The organism is Vibrio sp. zbq_1, assembly GCF_043102935.1.
Classification (GTDB): domain Bacteria; phylum Pseudomonadota; class Gammaproteobacteria; order Enterobacterales; family Vibrionaceae; genus Vibrio; species Vibrio parahaemolyticus.
Map to the genome: position 1 here is coordinate 335,920 of NZ_JBICJH010000041.1, position 21,024 is coordinate 356,943.

The following is a 21,024-nucleotide window of genomic DNA, read 5'->3' on the forward strand; positions in this document are numbered from 1 at the left end:
ACTTAGTTTATGTGAAACCTTGTTGTAGCATAGACTGAGTTATAGTTAGCATCGGGGGCCGACAATGTAGGCCCCTGTTTTTTACCTTATTTCGAATCAAACGAGGAATAGAGAATGGCAACTGTAACTGCTGCTCTAGTTAAAGAACTTCGCGAGCGCACTGGCGCTGGCATGATGGAATGTAAGAAAGCGCTTGTAGAAGCAAACGCTGACATCGAACTAGCAATTGAAAACATGCGTAAATCTGGCGCAGCGAAAGCAGCTAAGAAAGCTGGTAACGTTGCAGCTGAAGGTGCGATCATCATCAAAGAAGAAAACGGTTCAGCTGTTCTTCTTGAAGTTAACTGCCAAACTGACTTCGTTGCTAAAGACGGTAACTTCACTGCGTTTGCACAAGAAGTTGCAGCTGCAGCTCTAGCTTCAAAAGCTACAGTTGAAGAGCTACAAGCGCAATTCGAAGAAGCTCGCGTTGCTCTAGTTGCTAAAATCGGCGAAAACATCAACATCCGTCGCGTACAATACGTTGAAGGTACTGCAATCGCTTCTTACCGTCACGGCGAGAAAATTGGTGTAGTTGTTGCTGGTGAAGGCGATGCTGAAACTCTTAAGCACGTAGCAATGCACGTTGCTGCTTCTAAGCCAGAGTACGTAAACCCAGAAGACGTACCAGCTGACGTAGTTGCTAAAGAGAAAGAAGTTCAAGTTGAAATCGCTATGAACGAAGGCAAGCCTGCTGAGATCGCTGAGAAGATGGTTGTTGGCCGCATGAAGAAATTCACAGGCGAAATCTCTCTAACTGGTCAAGCATTCATCATGGAACCTAAGAAAACTGTAGGTGAAATGCTGAAAGAAAAAGGTGCTTCAGTTGCTACATTCGTTCGCCTAGAAGTTGGTGAAGGTATCGAGAAAGCAGAAGGCCTAAGCTTCGCTGAAGAAGTAGCACTAGCTCAAAAAGGTTAATCCTTAGAGACTTGTGCAAAGATTAGACCGTGGCCTTGGCTGCGGTCTTTTTATGAGCAGTAGACGATTAGCCGTGATGAATAACCATAAGCAAGCTTGTGATTATTCATGACTGTTAATCAACAACTCTCTTTGGAAGGTAAACTCCATGACTACGAACCCTAAACCAGCGTATCAACGTATTCTATTAAAACTGAGTGGTGAAGCTCTTCAAGGTGAAGACGGTTTTGGTATTGATCCTGCGATCCTTGATCGTATGGCACAAGAAGTTAAAGAACTGGTTGAACTGGGTGTTCAGGTTGGTGTAGTTATCGGTGGCGGTAACCTGTTCCGTGGCGCTGGTCTTGCAGAAGCTGGTATGAACCGTGTAGTGGGTGACCACATGGGTATGCTTGCTACAGTAATGAATGGCCTTGCGATGCGTGACGCTCTTCACCGTGCATACGTAAATGCGCGCGTAATGTCTGCAATTCCTCTTAAAGGCGTATGTGACGACTACAATTGGGCTGATGCAATTCGCGAACTTCGTCAAGGCCGCGTTGTAATCTTCTCAGCAGGTACTGGTAACCCATTCTTCACAACAGACTCTGCTGCGTGTCTACGTGGTATCGAAATCGAAGCTGACGTAGTTCTAAAAGCAACGAAAGTTGATGGCGTATTTACTGCTGACCCAGTAGCAAACCCAGACGCAGAGCTGTATGATAAGCTATCTTACGCAGAAGTTCTGGATAAAGAGCTTAAAGTAATGGATTTGGCTGCGTTCACACTTGCTCGTGACCACAAAATGCCTATCCGCGTATTTAACATGAACAAGCCAGGCGCACTACGTCGCGTGGTGATGGGCGAAGCAGAAGGCACGCTGATCAACTCTGACGCATAATTCTAATACGCCATCCAAACAACGTTGGATGGCGTTTCGCTTTGCTCAACCCTTTTAAGCTTTCTTCAGGAAAGATGACATTTTTAAGGTGAAACCGTGATTAACGAAATCAAAAAAGACGCGCAAGAGCGCATGGACAAAAGCGTTGAAGCGCTAAAGAACAACCTTTCTAAAGTTCGTACTGGTCGTGCACACCCAAGCCTACTATCTGGTATCTCTGTTGAGTACTACGGTGCTGCTACTCCTCTTAACCAAGTAGCGAACGTTGTAGCTGAAGACGCACGTACACTAGCAATCACAGTTTTCGACAAAGAACTAACTCAAAAAGTTGAAAAAGCGATCATGATGTCTGACCTTGGTCTAAACCCAATGTCTGCTGGTACTATCATTCGCGTTCCACTTCCACCGCTAACAGAAGAGCGTCGTAAAGACCTAGTTAAGATCGTTCGTGGTGAAGCTGAAGGTGGTCGTGTTGCAGTACGTAACATCCGTCGTGACGCAAACAACGATCTAAAAGCGCTTCTAAAAGATAAAGAAATCTCTGAAGACGAAGATCGTAAAGCACAAGAAGAGATCCAAAAGCTGACTGACGTAGCAGTTAAGAAGATCGACGAAGTTCTTGCTGCAAAAGAAAAAGAGTTGATGGAAGTTTAATACTCCCACCTACATCACTGTTGGAAAACGCTGTGCTCACAGTGCAGCGTTTTTTTGTGTTAATCTATCCAACTGATGGAACTCAATTAACTCCCTATGCAAAATTCTCAAGCCTTCTCTGACTCCCTCCCTAAGCATATTGCCATCATCATGGACGGTAATGGTCGCTGGGCTAAGTCCAAAGGAAAACCTCGCGTATTTGGCCATAAAAAAGGCGTTAATGCCGTTCGTAAGACCGTTGCTGCGGCTTCCAAACTTGGCATTAAAGCGATGACATTATTTGCTTTTAGTAGTGAAAACTGGCGTCGTCCGGAGGAAGAAGTTGGTCTTTTGATGGAACTGTTCATCACAGTCCTGTCTAGTGAAGTAAAAAAGCTACATAAAAACAACTTACAGTTACGTGTTATTGGTGACACAAGCCGCTTTAGTGAGCGCCTACAAAAGAAAATTGTAGAAGCGGAAAATCTAACGGCAAGCAACACCGGTATGGTGATTAACATTGCGGCCAATTATGGTGGTAAATGGGACATCACAGAAGCGGCTAAAGCACTAGCGCTTAAAGCTCGTAACGGTGAAATTCGTGTAGAGGATATTAATGAGCAGTTAATCACTGAGCATTTGACCATGGCAGACCTACCAGAGGTGGATCTTTTGATCCGTACTAGTGGCGAATGCCGCATCAGCAACTTCATGCTGTGGCAAATGGCTTATGCTGAAATGTACTTTACGCCAGAGTTTTGGCCAGAGTTTGACGAAGACAGCTTAGTTGAAGCTGTGACGTGGTTTATTAACCGTGAGCGTCGTTTTGGCTGTACTGGTGAACAAGTAAAGGCATTGATGACGGCTCAATAAGGACTAATTAGTTTGAAACAGAGAATAATAACAGCACTAATTTTAGCTCCCCTGGTTATTTTAGGTATTTTTAAGTTACCCCTAATGGGCTTTATTATCGCGTTGACGGCGATAACACTGTTAGGTTTTTGGGAGTGGACACAATTTACAGAAAGCAATTCTCGCATTGCTGCACTGATTCCGGCAGCCGTTGTTACCGGACTTAGTTTTCTCTTTATCTCACCTGACGCACATAGCTTAAACCATTTAAGTACACCTCATTATGTTGTGTTAGGACTTGGTTTTGTGTGGTGGATTATTGCGAGCTTGATGGCAATTACTTACCCGAAAACCACAAAATCTTGGCAAGGCAACCTTGCTTTACGACATGTTTTTGGTTTTCTGACATTACTCCCTTTTCTTTGGAGTGTAATCATTCTAAGAGCCACAGACATTTCCGTAGATCCATACCACGGTGCAAAGCTCGTAATGTACGTTTGCTTCTTGGTATGGGCTGCAGACAGCGGTGCTTACTTCGCTGGTAAAAGTTTAGGCAAGCGCAAGATGGCACCACATGTTAGCCCAAACAAAACGATTGAAGGTCTTATTGGCGGTATAATCGCGGCACTGATTGTTGGCTGGTTGTTCGCCGATTGGTTCAATATCCAGTTCACGAGCCCAATTCATATGATCATCATTACGTTGATCACTGTCGTGATTTCTGTATTAGGTGATTTAGTCGAAAGCATGTTTAAGCGTGTTTCTGGCATCAAAGACAGCAGTAACATCATTCCAGGCCACGGTGGCGTATTAGATCGTATCGATAGCCTGACTGCTGCATTTCCAGTCTTTGCTCTTCTATACTACGTATTCTAATTTATCGGGAGCGGCTTCATCGCTCCTGAATTTTTCTAACGGTCTTACATCATGCAAAAGTTAACGATTCTTGGTGCAACAGGCTCAATAGGTGCAAGCACCTTAAAAGTGGTTGAACAAAACCCAGAGCTGTTTTCTGTGGTCGCACTAGCGGCTGGCACTAACGTTGAAAAGATGGTGGCACTTTGTCGCCAATGGCAGCCTAAATTCGCGGTAATGGCGGATAAGGCTGCGGCTGTTGCTCTGCAATCAGAAATCCACACCATTTCACCAAATACAGAAGTGTTAGGTGGTGTTGATGCACTTTGTCATGTGGCTTCATTAGAAGAAGTAGATAGCGTAATGGCAGCCATCGTTGGTGCAGCGGGTTTGTTGCCAACCATGGCGGCCGTTAAAGCGGGCAAGCGCGTATTGCTGGCGAATAAAGAAGCGCTTGTCATGTCTGGGCAGTTGTTTATTGATGCCGTTGAACAATACGGGGCAGAGTTGCTGCCAGTAGACAGTGAACATAATGCTATTTTCCAGTGCCTACCACAGCAAGTTCAAACCAATCTTGGCCGTTGTAACTTAGATGAGCATGGCATTTCTAGTATTCTGTTAACCGGATCTGGCGGTCCATTCCGTTACGCTGACATTGCCGATCTCGACAGCGTAACGCCAGCACAGGCAATCGCGCACCCTAACTGGTCTATGGGGCCAAAGATTTCGGTCGATTCTGCGACTATGATGAATAAAGGTCTTGAGTACATTGAAGCAAAATGGCTATTCAATGCGGCTCGTGACCAGTTAAAAGTGATTATTCACCCGCAATCCGTAATCCATTCAATGGTTCAGTATCGTGATGGTTCGGTACTGGCGCAAATGGGGGAGCCAGATATGGCAACACCAATTGCGCTGACAATGTCTTATCCTTCTCGTGTTGATGCCGGTGTAAAACCGCTAGACTTTACTCAAGTAGGTGAATTGACATTCTTGCAACCAGACTTTGCTCGTTATCCTTGTTTGAAGCTTGCGATTGACGCGTGTTACGAAGGGCAACATGCGACTACTGCTCTAAATGCAGCCAATGAAGTTGCTGTTGATGCGTTTCTAAATAATCGCCTTGGTTTTACAGATATAGCTCGCATCAATGAATTGGTTTTGCATAAAATCACCGCAAGCTGCAAACCTGAGAATGCGAATAGCTTGGAAAGCTTGCTAGAGCTAGATAGAATGTCTCGAACTATCGCCCTAGAAATTATACGCGAGCGTAGCTAATGACTGGTATTTTGTGGAATCTTGTTTCTTTTATCGTTGCACTGGGCATTCTCGTTGCCGTGCACGAGTTTGGGCACTTTTGGGTTGCTCGTCGTTGTGGCGTGAAGGTTGAAAGATTTTCCATCGGTTTTGGTAAGTCTATTTGGCGAAAAGTTGGTCAAGACGGAACCGAATACACTATCTCAATGATTCCTCTTGGTGGATACGTCAAAATGGTAGATAGCCGTGTTGACGATGTGCCAGAAAGTGAAAAACATTTAGCCTTTGATCAAAAGCCGCTTTGGAAACGAACGTCTATTGTTGCAGCTGGCCCTATCTTTAATTTCTTATTTGCTATTTTTGCTTATTGGTTGGTTTTCCTGATTGGTGTACCAGCGGTAAAACCCGTAATTGGTGAAGTTACGCCCAATTCGATTGTTGCTGAGGCAGGAATTGAATCTGGAATGGAACTAAAAGCAGTATCAGGCATCAAAACTCCGGATTGGGAATCAGTTAATATGGGATTAATTTCTCATATTGGTGATGACGCTATGACGCTAACACTGACGTCAGACTCAGAAGTTGGCGCTGAAGTGACGAAAACGCTGGACCTTCGTGACTGGAAATTTGATCCAGAAACCGAATCTGCGATGCATTCACTTGGTTTTGCTCCATATACACCAGAAATCTATCGCGTTATTAAGCAAGTTTCTGAAGACGGTGCAGCCGCGAAAGCAGGTGTGCTTCCAGAAGATGAAATCATCGCGATTGGTGGTGAGCCTATCAATGACTGGAAACAAGTCGTAGATGCTGTACGCTCAAATCCAAATACTCCAATCGAGTTGACGGTATTACGCCGAGGCATTGAGCAATCACTAACATTAACACCAGACAGTCGTGAGCTGGCTAACAAACAAGTGGTTGGCTTTGCAGGTATCGCACCTGAAGTCGCAGAATGGCCAGAAAGTTATCGCTTCGAGCTGCAGTTTGGTGTATTCGAATCAATTGGTAAAGCGGTTGATAAGACAGGCCAAGTGATTGGTTTGACCGTCAGCATGTTGAAAAAACTGATTGTTGGTGATGTCGGTCTTAACAATCTGAGCGGCCCAATTTCGATTGCAAAAGGTGCGGGTGCGACGGCGGACTACGGTCTAGTTTACTTTTTAGGTTTTCTCGCTCTAATTAGTGTTAACCTAGGTATTATTAACCTCGTTCCGTTACCTATGTTGGATGGTGGTCATTTATTGTTCTTCGCAATTGAAGCCGTTATCCGACGCCCAGTCCCAGAAAAAGTACAGGAAATGGGCTTTAGAATTGGTGGTGCAATCATCTTCTCGCTCATGGCGTTAGCGCTATTTAATGATTTTACTCGTCTGTGATAGTTCAGAGACAAAAGCAGTAGCAAGGAATAATTAAAACAAGTATGGCGATTAAGCGAATTCTGTTTGCAAGTTTACTGGCGACCAGTGTATCTGCAAACGGAGCAGAGAACTTCGTAGTTCAAGATATTGAAATCGATGGATTGCAGCGTGTAGCACTTGGTGCGGCGTTGCTAAAAATGCCTGTACGTGTCGGTGATACCATTGACCAAGGCGATGTTGCAGAGATTATCCGCGCACTGTACGCATCTGGTAACTTCGAAGATGTAAAAGTGCTGCGTGATGGTGGCGTGTTGATGGTTCAAGTGAAAGAGCGTCCAACTATCGCAAGCATCTCATTCTCAGGCAACAAAGCGATCAAGGACGAGCAGCTACAAGAAAACCTGAATGCATCTGGCGTTCGTGAAGGTGAAGCGCTTGACCGTACTACGCTAAGTAACATCGAAAAAGGCTTGGAAGATTTTTACTACAGTGTTGGTAAGTACAACGCAACAGTGAAAGCGGTTGTGACTCCATTGCCACGTAACCGTTCTGACTTGAAATTTGTCTTCACGGAAGGCGTGTCGGCAAAAATTCAGCAAATCAACTTTATCGGTAATGAAGTCTTTTCGGATGAAGAACTTCTTTCTCGTTTCAACTTGAACGTTGATGTGCCTTGGTGGAATTTCCTCGCGGACGAAAAATACCAAAAGCAAGTGCTTGCTGGTGATATCGAAGCGCTGAAGTCATTCTATCTTGACCGCGGCTACCTGAAATTTAACGTTGATTCTACACAAGTTGCGATCTCTCCTGACAAGAAAGGGGTATACATTACTCTTGGCTTGGAAGAGGGCGAAGTGTACACCGTTAAAGATGTAAAATTCCGCGGTGACCTGATTGGTGAAGAAGCGACCTTCGAACGACTCGTTCCATTCGAAGACAATGAAACGTACAACGGTTCTCTTGTGACTTCGATGGAAGAAGGCATCAAGCGTGTGCTTGGTGAATCTGGCTACGCTTACCCTCAAGTAAACACCATCCCTGAATTTGACGATGAAAACAAACAAGTCTCCTTGGTTGTGAATGTTGATCCAGGTAATCGAATTTACGTTCGTGACATTCGTTTTACTGGTAATAACTCAACGAAAGATGAAGTGCTGCGTCGTGAAATGCGCCAAATGGAAGGTAGCTGGCTAAACTCCAAGTCGATTGAAACTGGTAAGACACGACTTAACCGTCTTGGCTATTTTGAAAACGTAGAAGTACAAACGGTTCGTGTACCAGGTAGTGATGATCAAGTTGATCTGGTTTACTCGGTTAAAGAAGCGAACTCAGGCAGTGTAAACTTTGGTGTTGGCTACGGTACCGAATCGGGCGTCAGCTTCCAAGTTGGTCTGCAACAAGACAACTTCTTAGGTAGCGGTAACCGCGTTGGTATCAACGCGATGATGAACGACTATCAAAAGAACGTGAGCTTAGACTACCGCGACCCATACTGGAACCTTGATGGTGTAAGCTTGGGCGGTAAGATTTTCTACGATGAATTTGAAGCATCGGAAGCGGGTATCGTTGACTATACCAACCAAAGTTATGGTGCAAGTTTGACATGGGGTTTCCCATTTGACGAACTGAACCGTTTTGAATTCGGCGTTGGTTATACCCACAACAAGATCGGTAACTTGTCACCTTACTTGCAGGTAGAGCAATTCTTGCAAGCTCAAGCAGACAATATCGACTCAAGCGGTGCGTTAAACACCAACGACTTTGACTTCAACATTTCTTGGACTCGTAACAACCTGAACCGCGGTTATTTCCCGACAGCGGGTAACCACCAACGCGCATTCTACAAGATGACCGTACCTGGCTCTGACGTTCAATACTTCAAAATGCAGTACGATGTGCGTCAGTACGTGCCTTTGACTAAGAAGCATGAGTTCACGCTCTTGTTCCGTGGTCGCTTAGGTTATGGTAACGGTTACGGTCAGACGGATGGCAACGATAACTTGTTCCCATTCTACGAAAACTATTACGCAGGTGGCTTTACGACACTACGTGGTTTCGGCTCTAACAGCGTAGGTCCGAAAGCGGTTTATCGTGATTACTCTGGCTCGAACAATGGTGCTGATACTGCTACAGACGATTCTGTTGGTGGTAACGCAGTAGCGCTAGCAAGTATCGAGCTGATTGTTCCTACACCATTTGCGTCGGACGAAGTTCGCAACCAAATTCGAACCAGTATTTTCTTCGATATGGCAAGTATTTGGGATACCGAGTTTGACTATCGCGACTCTGGTGCAGAATATGGTGACCGTTACTACTACGATTACTCAGATCCAACCAACTACCGTTCATCTTATGGTGCGGCGTTGCAGTGGATGTCTCCAATGGGGCCTCTAGTCTTCTCACTAGCGAAACCAATTAAGAAATTTGATGGCGATGATGAAGAGTTCTTCACATTCACTATCGGTAGAACTTTCTAAAGAGGAAAATATTTTGAATAAAATGATCAAAGCGGCTGGGATTGGCCTTCTTGTACTGAGCTCTTCAATGTTTGCAAACGCAGCCGAAGCTGCACAGAAAATCGCTTACGTAAACACTGCTCAAGTTTTCCAAGCTCTTCCTCAACGTGAAGTCGTTCTACAAAAAATGCAGAAAGACTTTAAGAGCAAAGCTGATGAACTGAAATCAATTCAAGCGCAAGCTAAAACCAAGATTGAAAAACTACAACGTGATGGTGAACTTCTAGGTCAGGAAGAAATTGAGAAATTGCGTATCGACATCGCGAAGCTAGACAGCGAATACAAAGTAAAAGCTCAAGCTCTAGAGAAAGCAAGCGCTCGTCGTGAAGCAGAAGAGAAAGCGAAGCTATTCAAAACAATCCAAGATGCTGTGAAGAAAGTAGCAGACAAAAAAGGTTACGACCTAGTTATTGATATTTCTGCACTGCAATACGGCAAACCAGAATACAATATCTCAGAAGACGTAATTAAAGCTCTAAAATAAGAAGTTATGAAAAAATTGACATTAGCCGAGTTGGCGACAATTACCGGGGGTGAGCTATTTGGTGACGAGTCACTCGTCGTTGGCCGTGTAGCTCCAATGGATAAAGCGCAAGAAGGTGACGTGACTTTCTTGTCTAACCCAAAATACGCAAAGCATCTATCTGAATGTAAAGCAACAGTGGTGATGGTGAAGGCAGAGCATAAGGACCAGTGTGCTGGTAATGCACTCGTCGTTGCTGACCCTTATGTTGCATTCGCTCGTGTTGTTCAGGCTATGGATACCACACCAAAACCTGCTGAAGACATTGCACCGAGTGCAGTGATTGCATCCGATGTGAAGATGGGTGAAAACGTTGCAGTTGGTGCAAACGCGGTTATTGAAACGGGGGTTGAACTGGGTGATAACGTTGTTATCGGCGCAGGTTGCTTTATCGGTAAAAACGCGAAGCTGGGGAACAACACCAAGCTTTGGGCTAATGTGACAATTTATCATGAAGTATCATTAGGCGATGACTGTCTGGTTCAATCTGGCACAGTCATTGGCTCTGACGGTTTTGGTTATGCGAACGATAAAGGCGAGTGGATTAAAATCCCTCAGCTTGGTTCTGTGCGCATTGGTAACCGCGTCGAGATTGGTGCATGTACTACGATTGACCGTGGTGCACTTGAAGATACCATTATTGAAGATAATGTGATTCTTGATAACCAACTTCAAATCGCACATAACGTGCAGATCGGATATGGTACCGTGATGCCAGGTGGTACTATTGTCGCCGGCAGTACTAAAATTGGTAAGTACTGTCAGATCGGCGGCGCGTCGGTTCTAAATGGCCACATCACTATCGCAGATGGTGTTGCCATCACCGGTATGGGCATGGTAATGCGCAGTATCGAAGAAAAGGGTCTTTATTCATCAGGTATCCCATTACAGACGAACCGAGAATGGCGCAAGACGGCAACTCGTGTTCACCGTATTGACGAGATGAACAAACGCTTGAAAGCTGTTGAAAAACAGCTGGAGCAGAAAGAAGAATCTTAGTTCCATATTCTGAACAAAGACTCGCGAAATGCGGGTCTTTTTCTTCTATAATGACGCGCTATTAGTAGATTTATTATCAAGCTGGTATACACTTTGCAGGCATTTCCCAGTTTGCGGCCTTTGCCGCTGCCTTGCCATCTTGGTTAAGAGAATTGATATAGGAAGACGACTTTGACTACTGAAAAGAAAACGATGAACATCTCTGAAATTCAAGAGCTACTACCTCATCGCTACCCATTCTTATTGATCGACCGAGTGATTGACTTCCAAGAAGCGAAGTACCTTCACGCAATTAAAAATGTGTCGGTTAACGAACCTCAGTTCACAGGTCACTTTCCTCAACTACCAGTATTCCCAGGTGTGTTGATTCTGGAAGCTATGGCTCAGGCTACTGGCCTACTAGCATTTAAATCATTTGGTGCACCGACAGAAAACGAGTTGTACTACTTTGCGAGTGTAGACGGCGCGAAATTCCGTAAACCTGTGGTTCCTGGTGACCAAATGGTTATTGAAGTTGAATTTCTAAAAGAGCGTCGTGGCATTGCTGCATTTAGCGGTGTAGCAAAAGTTGACGGCGAAGTAGTGTGTTCAGCAGAGCTGAAGTGTGCTCGTCGAGAGTTTTAATATGATTCATGAAACCGCTAAAATCCACCCAGCTGCGGTGGTAGAAGAAGGCGCAAAAATTGGCGCTAACGTGACGGTTGGTCCTTTTACCTACATCACCTCAACGGTGGAGATTGGTGAAGGTACTGAAGTCATGTCTCACGTAGTAATCAAAGGCCATACCAAAATTGGTAAAGATAACCGTATTTTCCCACATGCAGTGATTGGTGAAGAAAACCAAGACAAGAAGTATGGTGGCGAAGATACAACCGTGGTTATCGGTGACCGTAATGTGATTCGCGAAGCGGTTCAGGTTCATCGTGGTACTGTGCAAGACAAAGCGACAACAGTGATTGGCGACGACAACCTACTGTGCGTGAATGCACACATCGCGCATGACGTCGTAGTAGGCAACCATACTCACATTGGTAACAATGCGATTTTGGGTGGCCATGTAACAGTAGAAGATCACGCTGGTGTAATGGCACTTTCTGCCATTCACCCATTCTGTACGGTAGGCGCTTATGCATACGTTGGTGGTTGTTCTGCGGTTGTTCAGGACGTACCTGCTTACGTGCTTGCTCAAGGTAACCATGCTACGCCGTTTGGTTTGAACCTAGTTGGTTTGAAGCGCAATGGTTTTGAGAAACCAGAAATTCGAGCACTACAAAAAGCGTACAAAGAAATTTACCGCTCTGGTAAAACGCTAGAAGAAGTGAAACCGATTCTTGCAGAAATGGCACAAGAATGGCCAGCTGTGAAGCGTTTTTCTGACATTCTAGAAACAACGGAACGTGGTATCATTCGTTAATTCGCGAATGAATCAATAAGTGGAAAAGATCGCGCCCAATTAGGGCTGCGGTCTTTTTGTGTTTTATGGATAAGGAATCCCTTATCCATAGTACATAGGGCGGAATCGATATGGAAAAACCATTACGTATTGGCATCATTGTTGGCGAGTTATCTGGTGACACGCTAGGGGAAGGCTTTATCAAGGCAGTGAAAGAACGATACCCGAATGCAGAGTTCGTTGGCATCGGTGGGCCAAAAATGATCGCGCAAGGCTGTGAATCTCTTTTTGATATGGAAGAGTTAGCTGTAATGGGCTTAGTTGAAGTGCTTGGACGATTACCTCGTTTATTAAAAGTAAAAGCTGAGCTTGTTAAGTACTTCACCCAGAACCCGCCAGATGTTTTTGTCGGTATTGATGCGCCAGATTTTAACTTGCGTCTAGAGTTAGATTTAAAGCAAGCAGGCATTAAAACCGTGCACTACGTGAGCCCTTCAGTATGGGCGTGGCGTCAAAAGCGTATCTTCAAAATCGAGGCTGCGACCAACCTGGTACTGGCTTTTCTACCGTTTGAAAAGGCGTTTTACGATAAATTTAACGTGCCTTGTGAGTTTATCGGCCACACCTTAGCGGATGCTATTCCTTTGCAATCTGAGCAAGCGCCTGCGCGAGATCTGCTAGGACTTGAACAAGACAAAAAATGGTTAGCAGTTTTACCGGGTAGCCGTGGTAGTGAGCTCAAGATGCTCTCTCAGCCATTCATTGAGACGTGCAAGCTTCTGCACCAAAAATACCCCGGTTTGGGCTTTGTAGTGGCGCTAGTTAATCAAAAACGTCGAGAGCAATTTGAGCAAGCGTGGAAAGCGCATGCGCCCGAGCTTGATTTCAAATTAGTGGATGATACAGCTCGCAATGTTATTACAGCCTCTGATGCGGTAATGCTAGCATCTGGAACGGTAGCGTTAGAGTGCATGTTGCTTAAGCGTCCTATGGTTGTTGGCTATCGCGTCAATACCTTTACCGCCTTTCTGGCCAAGCGCCTATTGAAAACTAAGTACGTGTCACTACCCAATATTCTCGCAGATGACGAACTGGTTAAAGAGTATCTTCAAGACGATTGCACACCAGACAACTTGTTCAATGAAGTTTCTCGTTTGCTAGAGAGTGATAATAAGCCAATGCTTGATAAGTTCACCGAAATGCATCATTGGATTCGTAAAGACGCGGATCAACAAGCTGCGAATGCAGTATTGAAATTGATTGAAAAATAGAGAAGTACCATGGTCGCGAAAGCAAAAACGACAAAAGCAAAAGTAGAGCTCCCTCCGTTTGAATACCCTCAAGGTTACCAATTGATCGCCGGAGTCGATGAAGTTGGACGCGGCCCTTTGGTTGGAGATGTCGTCACCGCTGCAGTTATCCTCGATCCCAATAACCCAATCGAAGGCTTGAATGACTCTAAGAAGCTGAGCGAGAAAAAGCGTCTGGCACTGCTTCCTGAAATCAAAGAAAAAGCGCTAGCGTGGGCGGTAGGCCGTTGCTCTCCCGAAGAGATTGATGAACTGAATATTCTGCAAGCTACCATGGTTGCTATGCAACGTGCGATTGCGGGACTGAAGGTACAGCCAGATTTAGTGCTGATCGATGGTAATCGTTGCCCTGAGCTACCGATGGATTCTCAAGCTGTGGTGAAAGGCGATTTACGAGTGGCTGAAATCAGTGCCGCTTCCATCATTGCTAAAGTTGTGCGCGACCAAGAGATGGAAGAGCTGGATAAACAATATCCGCAATTCGGCTTTGCGAAGCACAAAGGTTATCCAACCAAAGCGCACTTTGAAGCAATTGAGCAACATGGTGTGATAAGCGAGCACCGTAAGAGCTTCAAACCAGTAAAGAAAGCTTTAGGCTTAGATTAATAAATTGGGCGGATTGGTGTTATAAACCCAGCCCCCTTTAGGTTAGAATCCCAAACAAAATAGAGTTACACGGTACCTGTTAATGTCAGATCCCAAGTTCGTCCACCTTCGTATTCACAGTGATTTCTCGATGGTGGATGGTATCAATAAAGTTCCACCGATAGTTAAGAAAGTCGCCGAGCTTGGTATGCCTGCCATGGCTTTGACTGACTTCACCAACTTATGTGGTTTGGTGAAGTTTTATGGCACAGCGCATGGCTCCGGCGTTAAACCGATCATCGGTGCAGATTTCAAAATGCAATCTGATGAATTTGGTGAAGAACTGACCCAGCTGACAGTACTTGCTGCCGACAATGCAGGTTACAAGAACCTCACGTTACTGATTTCCAAAGCGTACTTACGTGGCCACGTTCAGCACCAACCTGTGATTGATAGGGCGTGGCTGGCCGAGATGTCAGAAGGCTTAATCGTTCTCTCTGGTGCTAAAAATGGCGATATCGGCAAAGCGCTGCTTAAAGGTAACCGTAAACTGGTTGAAAGCTGTGTAGAGTTTTACAAACAGCATTTCCCGGACCGTTTCTATCTAGAATTGATTCGTACAGGTCGTCCGGATGAAGAGACGTACTTGCATTTTGCCATCGATCTCGCTGAGCAACATGACTTGCCTGTGGTCGCGACAAACGAAGTGGTTTTCCTAAGTGCAGACCTTTTCGATGCGCACGAGATTCGTGTTGCGATTCATGATGGCTACACATTAGAAGATCCACGCCGACCAAAAAATTACAGCCCGCAGCAGTACCTTCGCACTGAAGAGGAAATGTGTGAGCTGTTTGCTGATATTCCAGAAGCGCTAGAAAACAGTGTTGAGATCGCCAAGCGTTGCAACGTGACCGTTCGTTTGGGTGAATACTTCTTGCCAGCCTTCCCAACAGAAGGGATGGAAGAAACTGAATTCTTGGTCATGAAGTCGCGAGAAGGTTTGGAAGAGCGTCTAGAGTTCCTATTCCCTAATGAAGAAGAGCGCAAAAAGCGCCGTCCAGAATACGACGAGCGTTTACAAATCGAACTCGACGTAATCAACCAAATGGGGTTCCCTGGCTACTTCTTGATCGTAATGGAGTTCATCCAGTGGTCGAAAGACAACGCGATTCCAGTCGGTCCTGGTCGTGGTTCGGGTGCCGGTTCTTTGGTGGCCTACGCGCTGAAAATCACCGATCTTGATCCGCTTGAATATGACTTGCTCTTCGAACGTTTCTTGAACCCAGAACGTGTATCCATGCCCGATTTCGACGTCGACTTTTGTATGGATAAGCGTGACCAAGTAATTGATCACGTTGCCGAAATGTACGGTCGCGATGCCGTATCTCAGATCATCACATTCGGTACGATGGCGGCGAAAGCGGTAATCCGTGACGTTGGTCGTGTTCTTGGTCACCCATTTGGTTTCGTTGACCGTATTTCGAAACTGGTTCCGCCAGATCCGGGTATGACGCTAGAAAAAGCGTTTAAAGCCGAGCCTGCTCTGCCTGAGCTTTATGAGGCCGATGAGGAAGTTAAAGAACTCATCGATATGTGTCGCCTATTAGAAGGTTGTACACGTAACGCCGGTAAGCACGCGGGTGGTGTTGTAATTTCACCAACCACGATTACAGACTTTGCGCCAATTTATGCGGATGCGGAAGGACATTTCCCCGTAACTCAGTTTGATAAGAACGACGTAGAAACTGCTGGTCTGGTTAAGTTTGACTTCTTGGGCCTACGTACTCTAACCATTATCGACTGGGCATTAGGGTTGATTAACCCGCGCTTGGAGAAGGAAGGTAAACCTCCTGTTCGTATCGAGTCGATACCTTTGGAAGATCCGGCTTCGTTTCGTTTACTCCAAAACTCAGAGACCACTGCGGTATTCCAGCTTGAATCGCGTGGTATGAAAGAGCTGATCAAACGACTTCAGCCTGACTGTTTTGAAGACATCATCGCATTGGTGGCCTTGTTCCGTCCGGGTCCGTTGCAATCGGGCATGGTAGATAACTTTATCGACCGTAAACATGGCCGAGAAGCGATCTCTTACCCCGATGAAAAGTGGCAACACGAGTCACTAAAAGAAATCCTCGATCCGACGTACGGCATCATTCTGTATCAAGAACAGGTAATGCAGATTGCGCAGGTTTTGTCTGGCTACACCCTTGGTGGTGCGGATATGCTGCGTCGTGCGATGGGTAAGAAAAAGCCGGAAGAAATGGCCAAGCAGCGTGCAACCTTCGAAGAAGGGGCAGTGAAGAACGGTGTTGATGGCGAGTTGGCGATGAAAATCTTCGACTTGGTAGAAAAGTTCGCAGGTTACGGTTTTAACAAATCGCACTCAGCGGCTTACGCACTGGTGTCTTACCAAACGCTGTGGCTTAAAACGCACTATCCAGCTGAATTCATGGCGGCGGTAATGACAGCCGATATGGATAACACCGAAAAAGTAGTTGGTCTGGTGGACGAATGTTTCCGCATGAAACTCACCGTGTTGCCGCCAGACATCAACTCCGGTTTATACCGTTTCAACGTTGATGAAAACGGTGCGATTGTTTACGGTATCGGCGCAATCAAAGGTGTGGGTGAAGGCCCTATCGATGCGATACTAGAAGCGCGAAACAAAGGTGGTCACTTTAAAGATCTATTTGATTTCTGTGCTCGTATCGATCTCAAACGTGTTAACAAACGCGTCATCGAAAAGCTGATTTATGCAGGTGCACTTGACCGACTTGGCCCTCATCGAGCGGCGATGATGGCGTCACTGAACGATGCCGTTAAAGCGGCCAGCCAACATCACCAAGCAGAGGCCTTTGGCCAAGGCGATATGTTTGGTGTGTTGACCGATGCACCAGAAGAAGTTGAGAATAAATACACGCAAGTGCCACCATGGCCAGAAAAGGTTTGGCTAGAAGGGGAGCGCGAAACTCTCGGTTTATATTTGACCGGGCACCCCATTAACGCGTATTTAAAGGAACTAAACAAATACACCAGTTGTCGACTAAAGGATGCGACCCCAACACGTCGCGATCAATCGGTAACGGTAGCAGGTTTAGTGATTGCTGCGCGAGTGATGACAACCAAGCGAGGTACTCGCATTGGTATCATGACGTTGGACGACCGAAGTGGTCGAATGGAAGTAATGCTGTTCTCCGATGCACTTGATCGGTATGCTGAACTTCTCGAAAAAGACAGAATTTTGGTGGTTTCGGGACAGGTCAGCTTTGATGACTTCAACGGTGGCCTTAAAATGTCGGCGCGTGAAGTTATGGATCTCGGCAGCGCGCGCGAAAAATACGCACGTGGTCTGTCGGTATCAATTGATGCGAACCAGATCAATGATCAATTCTTTGAGCAGTTTAGTCGTATTTTAGAACCGCACAAAGCCGGAACCGTACCCGTCAATGTATACTACCAGCGTGCCGACGCCAGAGCGCGGTTAACATTGGGCACCGAATGGCGAGTAACGCCAAGTGATACATTAATAGACGATTTAAAACAGTTGCTTGGCAAAAGCCAGGTAGAACTCGAATTTAACTAAAAAATTCAGCGCAATATGTCAGACGCTGAGTCAACAAGGATTCATAGATGAGCCTAAACTTTCTTGAATTTGAAAAGCCAATTGCAGAACTAGAAGCGAAAATCGAAGCACTACGTGACGTATCACGTCATGGTGGTGATTCTGCAATTGACCTGGATAAAGAAATCGAACAGCTTGAGAAGAAGAGCCTAGAACTTAAGAAGAAGATCTTCAGCGACCTAGGTGCATGGGAAACAGCTCAACTGGCTCGTCACCCACTACGTCCATACACGCTTGATTACGTTCAACACGTATTTGAAGAGTTTGACGAACTCGCGGGTGACCGCGCATTCGCAGACGACAAAGCGATTGTCGGTGGTATTGCACGTCTTGAAGGTCGTCCAGTGATGATCATTGGTCACCAAAAAGGCCGTGAGACAAAAGAAAAAGTAAGACGTAACTTTGGCATGCCAAAGCCAGAAGGTTACCGCAAAGCACTACGTTTGATGGAAATGGCCGAGCGTTTCAACATGCCAATCATCACATTCATCGACACAGCTGGCGCATATCCAGGTGTTGGTGCAGAAGAGCGTGGTCAATCTGAAGCTATCGCGAAAAACCTAAAAGTGATGTCTGGTCTTAAAGTTCCAGTAATCTGTAACGTTGTAGGTGAAGGTGGTTCAGGCGGTGCACTAGCTATTGGTGTAGGCGACTATGTGAACATGCTTCAGTACTCTACGTACTCAGTAATTTCTCCAGAAGGTTGTGCTTCAATCCTATGGCGTGATTCTGACAAAGCGCCTCAAGCAGCAGAAGCAATGGGTCTAACTGCTCCTCGCCTTAAAGAACTTGAGCTAATTGATGAGATCATCGAAGAGCCACTAGGTGGCGCGCACCGCGATCACGTTAAAATGGCTGAAAACATGAAAGCGACGCTGCTTCGTCAGCTAGAAGATCTTGAGCAGCTAGATGAAGAATCGCTACGTGAACGCCGTTACCAACGTCTAATGAACTACGGTTACTGCTGATATCTCGCGAGATAACGGATAAAATGGAAAGGGTTGGACATATGTCTAACCCTTTTTTGTACCTATCGGATCGCTTATGGAATCGCTTTACCAGCAGTTTTCTCATGTATTGAACACCTATTATCAACCTCAAACGAAGGTCGTTGTCGCGTTTAGTGGTGGTGTGGACTCGCGCTTGTTACTTGAGTTACTTCGCCGTTATCGAGAAGAAAACTCCCTCTCTTGCCACGCGGTTTATGTTCATCATGGTTTGAGTGAAAATGCGGACATTTGGGCCGATAAGTGTCAAGTATGGGCGAAACAAGCAGGTATTTCGTGCTCGGTAGAGCGTGTGAACCTAGATACCAATAGTGGTGAGAGCATTGAATTGCTGGCACGTGAAGCGCGCTATGAAGCTCTGGCTCGTCATATCAATCGTGGCGACTTATTGCTAACAGGTCAGCATGCCGACGACCAAGTCGAAACATTTTTACTCGCGTTGAAACGTGGAAGTGGACCTAAGGGTTTATCTTCGATGGCAGAAAGTATGCCGTTTGCTGGTGGCACATTAGTTCGTCCGCTACTTAACACCAAGCGCGAGCAGATAGAAGCGACGGCGAAGAACATTGGTTTGGAATGGGTAGAAGACGAAAGTAACCAAGATACGCGCTACGATCGAAATTTTTTACGTCATCGTATCGTCCCTGAGTTGTCTGAGCGTTGGCCGAGTATTCATCAAGCCGTGCAACGAAGCGCAAGCTTATGTGCTCAGCAAGAATCGTTATTGGATGAACTCCTAGGTTCGGTGTTTGCGCGGGCTCTACAGGCGGATTTGAGCTTAAGTATTGATGAGTTAGCTATCCATAGTGAATTAGCGCAAGCGCGTTTGATTCGTATGTGGTTGAGTAAATTGAATGCAAACATGCCGAGTCAAACTCAATTGCGCTTGATTTGGCAAGAAGTGGCATTGGCGCAACAAGATGCCAATCCAAAGCTTAAACTCAAACAAGGAGAGATCCGACGCTTCCAAAACAAATTGTACTGGGTTACGCCTCATGACGATGTGACGAGTTGGCAAGGCCATATCCAAATCGATGAGCCACTGGTTTTACCTGAGAGTTTGGGGACGTTAACGCTTAGTTCGGGTTCTCATCAGCCAAGTATTTCGCTGCCATCGCACCCCGAGTTATTGAGGGTTACTTTCAATCCCGAAGGTTTGTCGGCACACCCCACAACACGTAGTTGCAGTCGTAAACTGAAAAAGTTATTCCAAGAATACAATGTGCCAAGCTGGTTACGTCGTCAGATCCCGATTTTGATGTACAAAGACCAAGTTGTTGCAGTCGCAGACTTGTTTGTGGATCAAACATTTAGTGGCCAAGACTGTGAACTCATTTGGCGCAAGCCTTTGTAATTCATGTCACAATATCGACCATAACTATCTCAAATAAAAAAACGATTAGGTGAAGCAATGAAGAAAGTAATGATCGGTGCAGTGGCTGCACTAACCATGTTGAGTGGCCAAGCTCTGGCGGGTGATGCCGCTGCGGGACAAGCTAAAGCTGCAGTATGTGCGGCATGTCATGGCGCAGACGGTAACGCAACGATTCCAGGCTACCCAAATTTGAAAGGGCAAAACGAGCAGTACATCGTGAGCTCAATCAAGGCTTACAAAAACAAAGAACGTAACGGTGGTCTTGCTGCGGTAATGCAGGCTCAGGCGTCGCTGCTTTCTGATGACGATATTGCAAACCTTGCCGCTTACTACTCAAGTTTGAAGTAAGTAAAAAGCGCATTAACAAGTCGTTATCTTATTTCTACAAAACCAGAGCATTGCTCTGGTTTTGTTTTGTCTCGACTTAATAAACCTTATTGAGCTCAGGATTTTAGCTGATGAACCAGAGACAAACATTGAATGTTATGAGACGCTAAACGATAATATGCGCAAACGATTGAAGCTTAAGGGATGAACATGAAAAAGATTGAAGCGATTATCAAGCCATTTAAATTGGATGATGTTCGAGAAGCACTTGCTGAAGTAGGCATCACAGGGATGACCGTTTCTGAAGTGAAAGGTTTTGGTCGTCAGAAAGGCCACACTGAGCTATACCGCGGTGCGGAATACATGGTGGACTTCCTACCGAAAGTGAAACTGGAAATTGTTGTTACTGAAGATGTAGCAGACAAATGCGTAGAAACCATCATCGAAACCGCGCAAACAGGTAAGATTGGCGATGGTAAAATTTTCGTAACGGATGTTGAGCGTGTGGTTCGTATCCGTACTGGTGAAGAAGACGAAGACGCGATTTAAGATTTCACTACAATCGCATT

The 21,024-nt window shown here is 45.6% G+C and carries 19 protein-coding genes; all 19 read left to right on the forward strand.

Annotated elements, in window-relative coordinates; genetic code table 11:
- Nucleotides 1-114: 114 nt before the first annotated feature.
- The 19 genes from tsf (at nucleotide 115) to glnB (ending at nucleotide 21,004) form a co-directional block, all read left to right on the forward strand.
- The gene (tsf, locus tag ACF8CV_RS19410) at nucleotides 115-960 is read left to right on the forward strand and encodes a translation elongation factor Ts (RefSeq protein ID WP_005456729.1); all 846 of its coding nucleotides are present in this window, start codon (nucleotides 115-117) and stop codon (nucleotides 958-960) included.
- A gap of 148 nt (nucleotides 961-1,108) precedes the next feature.
- Complete coding sequence (gene pyrH, locus ACF8CV_RS19415) at nucleotides 1,109-1,840, forward strand: UMP kinase (protein WP_005484104.1); 732 nt, start codon at nucleotides 1,109-1,111, stop codon at nucleotides 1,838-1,840.
- Nucleotides 1,841-1,936: 96 nt separating this feature from the next.
- A complete protein-coding gene (gene frr / locus ACF8CV_RS19420; RefSeq protein WP_005456723.1) occupies nucleotides 1,937-2,494 on the forward strand; it encodes a ribosome recycling factor in 558 nt (185 codons plus the stop codon).
- 96 nt (nucleotides 2,495-2,590) lie between these two features.
- Entirely contained in the window at nucleotides 2,591-3,346 is a 756-nt protein-coding gene (locus ACF8CV_RS19425) for an isoprenyl transferase (RefSeq protein ID WP_005480970.1), read from the forward strand.
- 12 nt (nucleotides 3,347-3,358) lie between these two features.
- Entirely contained in the window at nucleotides 3,359-4,201 is an 843-nt protein-coding gene (locus tag ACF8CV_RS19430) for a phosphatidate cytidylyltransferase (protein ID WP_020838634.1), read from the forward strand.
- A 51-nt stretch (nucleotides 4,202-4,252) separates the two neighbouring features.
- On the forward strand, nucleotides 4,253-5,458 hold the full coding sequence (gene ispC, locus ACF8CV_RS19435; RefSeq protein WP_005456710.1) for a 1-deoxy-D-xylulose-5-phosphate reductoisomerase: 1,206 nt from the start codon (nucleotides 4,253-4,255) through the stop codon (nucleotides 5,456-5,458).
- Nucleotides 5,458-6,816, forward strand: a complete 1,359-nt coding sequence (rseP, locus tag ACF8CV_RS19440) for a sigma E protease regulator RseP (RefSeq protein ID WP_005456697.1) — start codon at nucleotides 5,458-5,460, stop codon at nucleotides 6,814-6,816. Before ispC ends, rseP begins: the two co-directional genes overlap by 1 nt.
- 44 nt (nucleotides 6,817-6,860) lie before the next feature.
- Nucleotides 6,861-9,275 carry an outer membrane protein assembly factor BamA gene (gene bamA / locus ACF8CV_RS19445; RefSeq protein ID WP_005456717.1) on the forward strand — a complete coding sequence of 805 codons (2,415 nt, stop codon included), beginning with the start codon at nucleotides 6,861-6,863 and terminating at the stop codon, nucleotides 9,273-9,275.
- Nucleotides 9,276-9,288: 13 nt separating this feature from the next.
- Nucleotides 9,289-9,798 (forward strand): OmpH family outer membrane protein, encoded by a 510-nt coding sequence (locus ACF8CV_RS19450; RefSeq protein ID WP_005456715.1) that lies wholly within the window; start codon nucleotides 9,289-9,291, stop codon nucleotides 9,796-9,798.
- A gap of 6 nt (nucleotides 9,799-9,804) precedes the next feature.
- Complete coding sequence (gene lpxD, locus ACF8CV_RS19455) at nucleotides 9,805-10,836, forward strand: UDP-3-O-(3-hydroxymyristoyl)glucosamine N-acyltransferase (protein ID WP_005456719.1); 1,032 nt, start codon at nucleotides 9,805-9,807, stop codon at nucleotides 10,834-10,836.
- A 171-nt stretch (nucleotides 10,837-11,007) separates the two neighbouring features.
- The gene (fabZ, locus tag ACF8CV_RS19460; RefSeq protein ID WP_005456699.1) at nucleotides 11,008-11,460 is read left to right on the forward strand and encodes a 3-hydroxyacyl-ACP dehydratase FabZ; all 453 of its coding nucleotides are present in this window, start codon (nucleotides 11,008-11,010) and stop codon (nucleotides 11,458-11,460) included.
- Between the two features lies 1 nt (nucleotide 11,461).
- Nucleotides 11,462-12,250 carry an acyl-ACP--UDP-N-acetylglucosamine O-acyltransferase gene (lpxA, locus tag ACF8CV_RS19465; RefSeq protein ID WP_005456706.1) on the forward strand — a complete coding sequence of 263 codons (789 nt, stop codon included), beginning with the start codon at nucleotides 11,462-11,464 and terminating at the stop codon, nucleotides 12,248-12,250.
- 110 nt (nucleotides 12,251-12,360) lie between these two features.
- The gene (gene lpxB / locus ACF8CV_RS19470; RefSeq protein WP_169578854.1) at nucleotides 12,361-13,500 is read left to right on the forward strand and encodes a lipid-A-disaccharide synthase; all 1,140 of its coding nucleotides are present in this window, start codon (nucleotides 12,361-12,363) and stop codon (nucleotides 13,498-13,500) included.
- 9 nt (nucleotides 13,501-13,509) lie between these two features.
- Nucleotides 13,510-14,145 carry a ribonuclease HII gene (rnhB, locus tag ACF8CV_RS19475; RefSeq protein WP_020841167.1) on the forward strand — a complete coding sequence of 212 codons (636 nt, stop codon included), beginning with the start codon at nucleotides 13,510-13,512 and terminating at the stop codon, nucleotides 14,143-14,145.
- An 82-nt stretch (nucleotides 14,146-14,227) separates the two neighbouring features.
- Nucleotides 14,228-17,707 carry a DNA polymerase III subunit alpha gene (dnaE, locus tag ACF8CV_RS19480; protein WP_005456698.1) on the forward strand — a complete coding sequence of 1,160 codons (3,480 nt, stop codon included), beginning with the start codon at nucleotides 14,228-14,230 and terminating at the stop codon, nucleotides 17,705-17,707.
- Between the two features lie 47 nt (nucleotides 17,708-17,754).
- On the forward strand, nucleotides 17,755-18,714 hold the full coding sequence (accA, locus tag ACF8CV_RS19485; RefSeq protein WP_005480969.1) for an acetyl-CoA carboxylase carboxyl transferase subunit alpha: 960 nt from the start codon (nucleotides 17,755-17,757) through the stop codon (nucleotides 18,712-18,714).
- A gap of 76 nt (nucleotides 18,715-18,790) precedes the next feature.
- Complete coding sequence (gene tilS / locus ACF8CV_RS19490) at nucleotides 18,791-20,107, forward strand: tRNA lysidine(34) synthetase TilS (RefSeq protein ID WP_138938262.1); 1,317 nt, start codon at nucleotides 18,791-18,793, stop codon at nucleotides 20,105-20,107.
- A gap of 57 nt (nucleotides 20,108-20,164) precedes the next feature.
- Entirely contained in the window at nucleotides 20,165-20,476 is a 312-nt protein-coding gene (locus tag ACF8CV_RS19495) for a cytochrome c (RefSeq protein WP_025508723.1), read from the forward strand.
- A gap of 189 nt (nucleotides 20,477-20,665) precedes the next feature.
- Nucleotides 20,666-21,004 (forward strand): nitrogen regulatory protein P-II, encoded by a 339-nt coding sequence (gene glnB, locus ACF8CV_RS19500; RefSeq protein ID WP_005436810.1) that lies wholly within the window; start codon nucleotides 20,666-20,668, stop codon nucleotides 21,002-21,004.
- Nucleotides 21,005-21,024: the final 20 nt, after the last annotated feature.

What these genes read in the sequence shown, in the direction of transcription:
- tsf (WP_005456729.1), top strand. Translation starts at nt 115, where the DNA reads ATGGCAACTGTAACTGCTGCTCTAGTTAAAGAACTTCGCGAGCGCACT.
- pyrH (WP_005484104.1), top strand. Translation starts at nt 1,109, where the DNA reads ATGACTACGAACCCTAAACCAGCGTATCAACGTATTCTATTAAAACTG.
- ACF8CV_RS19425 (WP_005480970.1), top strand. Translation starts at nt 2,591, where the DNA reads ATGCAAAATTCTCAAGCCTTCTCTGACTCCCTCCCTAAGCATATTGCC.
- ispC (WP_005456710.1), top strand. Translation starts at nt 4,253, where the DNA reads ATGCAAAAGTTAACGATTCTTGGTGCAACAGGCTCAATAGGTGCAAGC.
- rseP (WP_005456697.1), top strand. Translation starts at nt 5,458, where the DNA reads ATGACTGGTATTTTGTGGAATCTTGTTTCTTTTATCGTTGCACTGGGC.
- bamA (WP_005456717.1), top strand. Translation starts at nt 6,861, where the DNA reads ATGGCGATTAAGCGAATTCTGTTTGCAAGTTTACTGGCGACCAGTGTA.
- lpxD (WP_005456719.1), top strand. Translation starts at nt 9,805, where the DNA reads ATGAAAAAATTGACATTAGCCGAGTTGGCGACAATTACCGGGGGTGAG.
- lpxA (WP_005456706.1), top strand. Translation starts at nt 11,462, where the DNA reads ATGATTCATGAAACCGCTAAAATCCACCCAGCTGCGGTGGTAGAAGAA.
- lpxB (WP_169578854.1), top strand. Translation starts at nt 12,361, where the DNA reads ATGGAAAAACCATTACGTATTGGCATCATTGTTGGCGAGTTATCTGGT.
- rnhB (WP_020841167.1), top strand. Translation starts at nt 13,510, where the DNA reads ATGGTCGCGAAAGCAAAAACGACAAAAGCAAAAGTAGAGCTCCCTCCG.
- dnaE (WP_005456698.1), top strand. Translation starts at nt 14,228, where the DNA reads ATGTCAGATCCCAAGTTCGTCCACCTTCGTATTCACAGTGATTTCTCG.
- accA (WP_005480969.1), top strand. Translation starts at nt 17,755, where the DNA reads ATGAGCCTAAACTTTCTTGAATTTGAAAAGCCAATTGCAGAACTAGAA.
- tilS (WP_138938262.1), top strand. Translation starts at nt 18,791, where the DNA reads ATGGAATCGCTTTACCAGCAGTTTTCTCATGTATTGAACACCTATTAT.
- ACF8CV_RS19495 (WP_025508723.1), top strand. Translation starts at nt 20,165, where the DNA reads ATGAAGAAAGTAATGATCGGTGCAGTGGCTGCACTAACCATGTTGAGT.
- glnB (WP_005436810.1), top strand. Translation starts at nt 20,666, where the DNA reads ATGAAAAAGATTGAAGCGATTATCAAGCCATTTAAATTGGATGATGTT.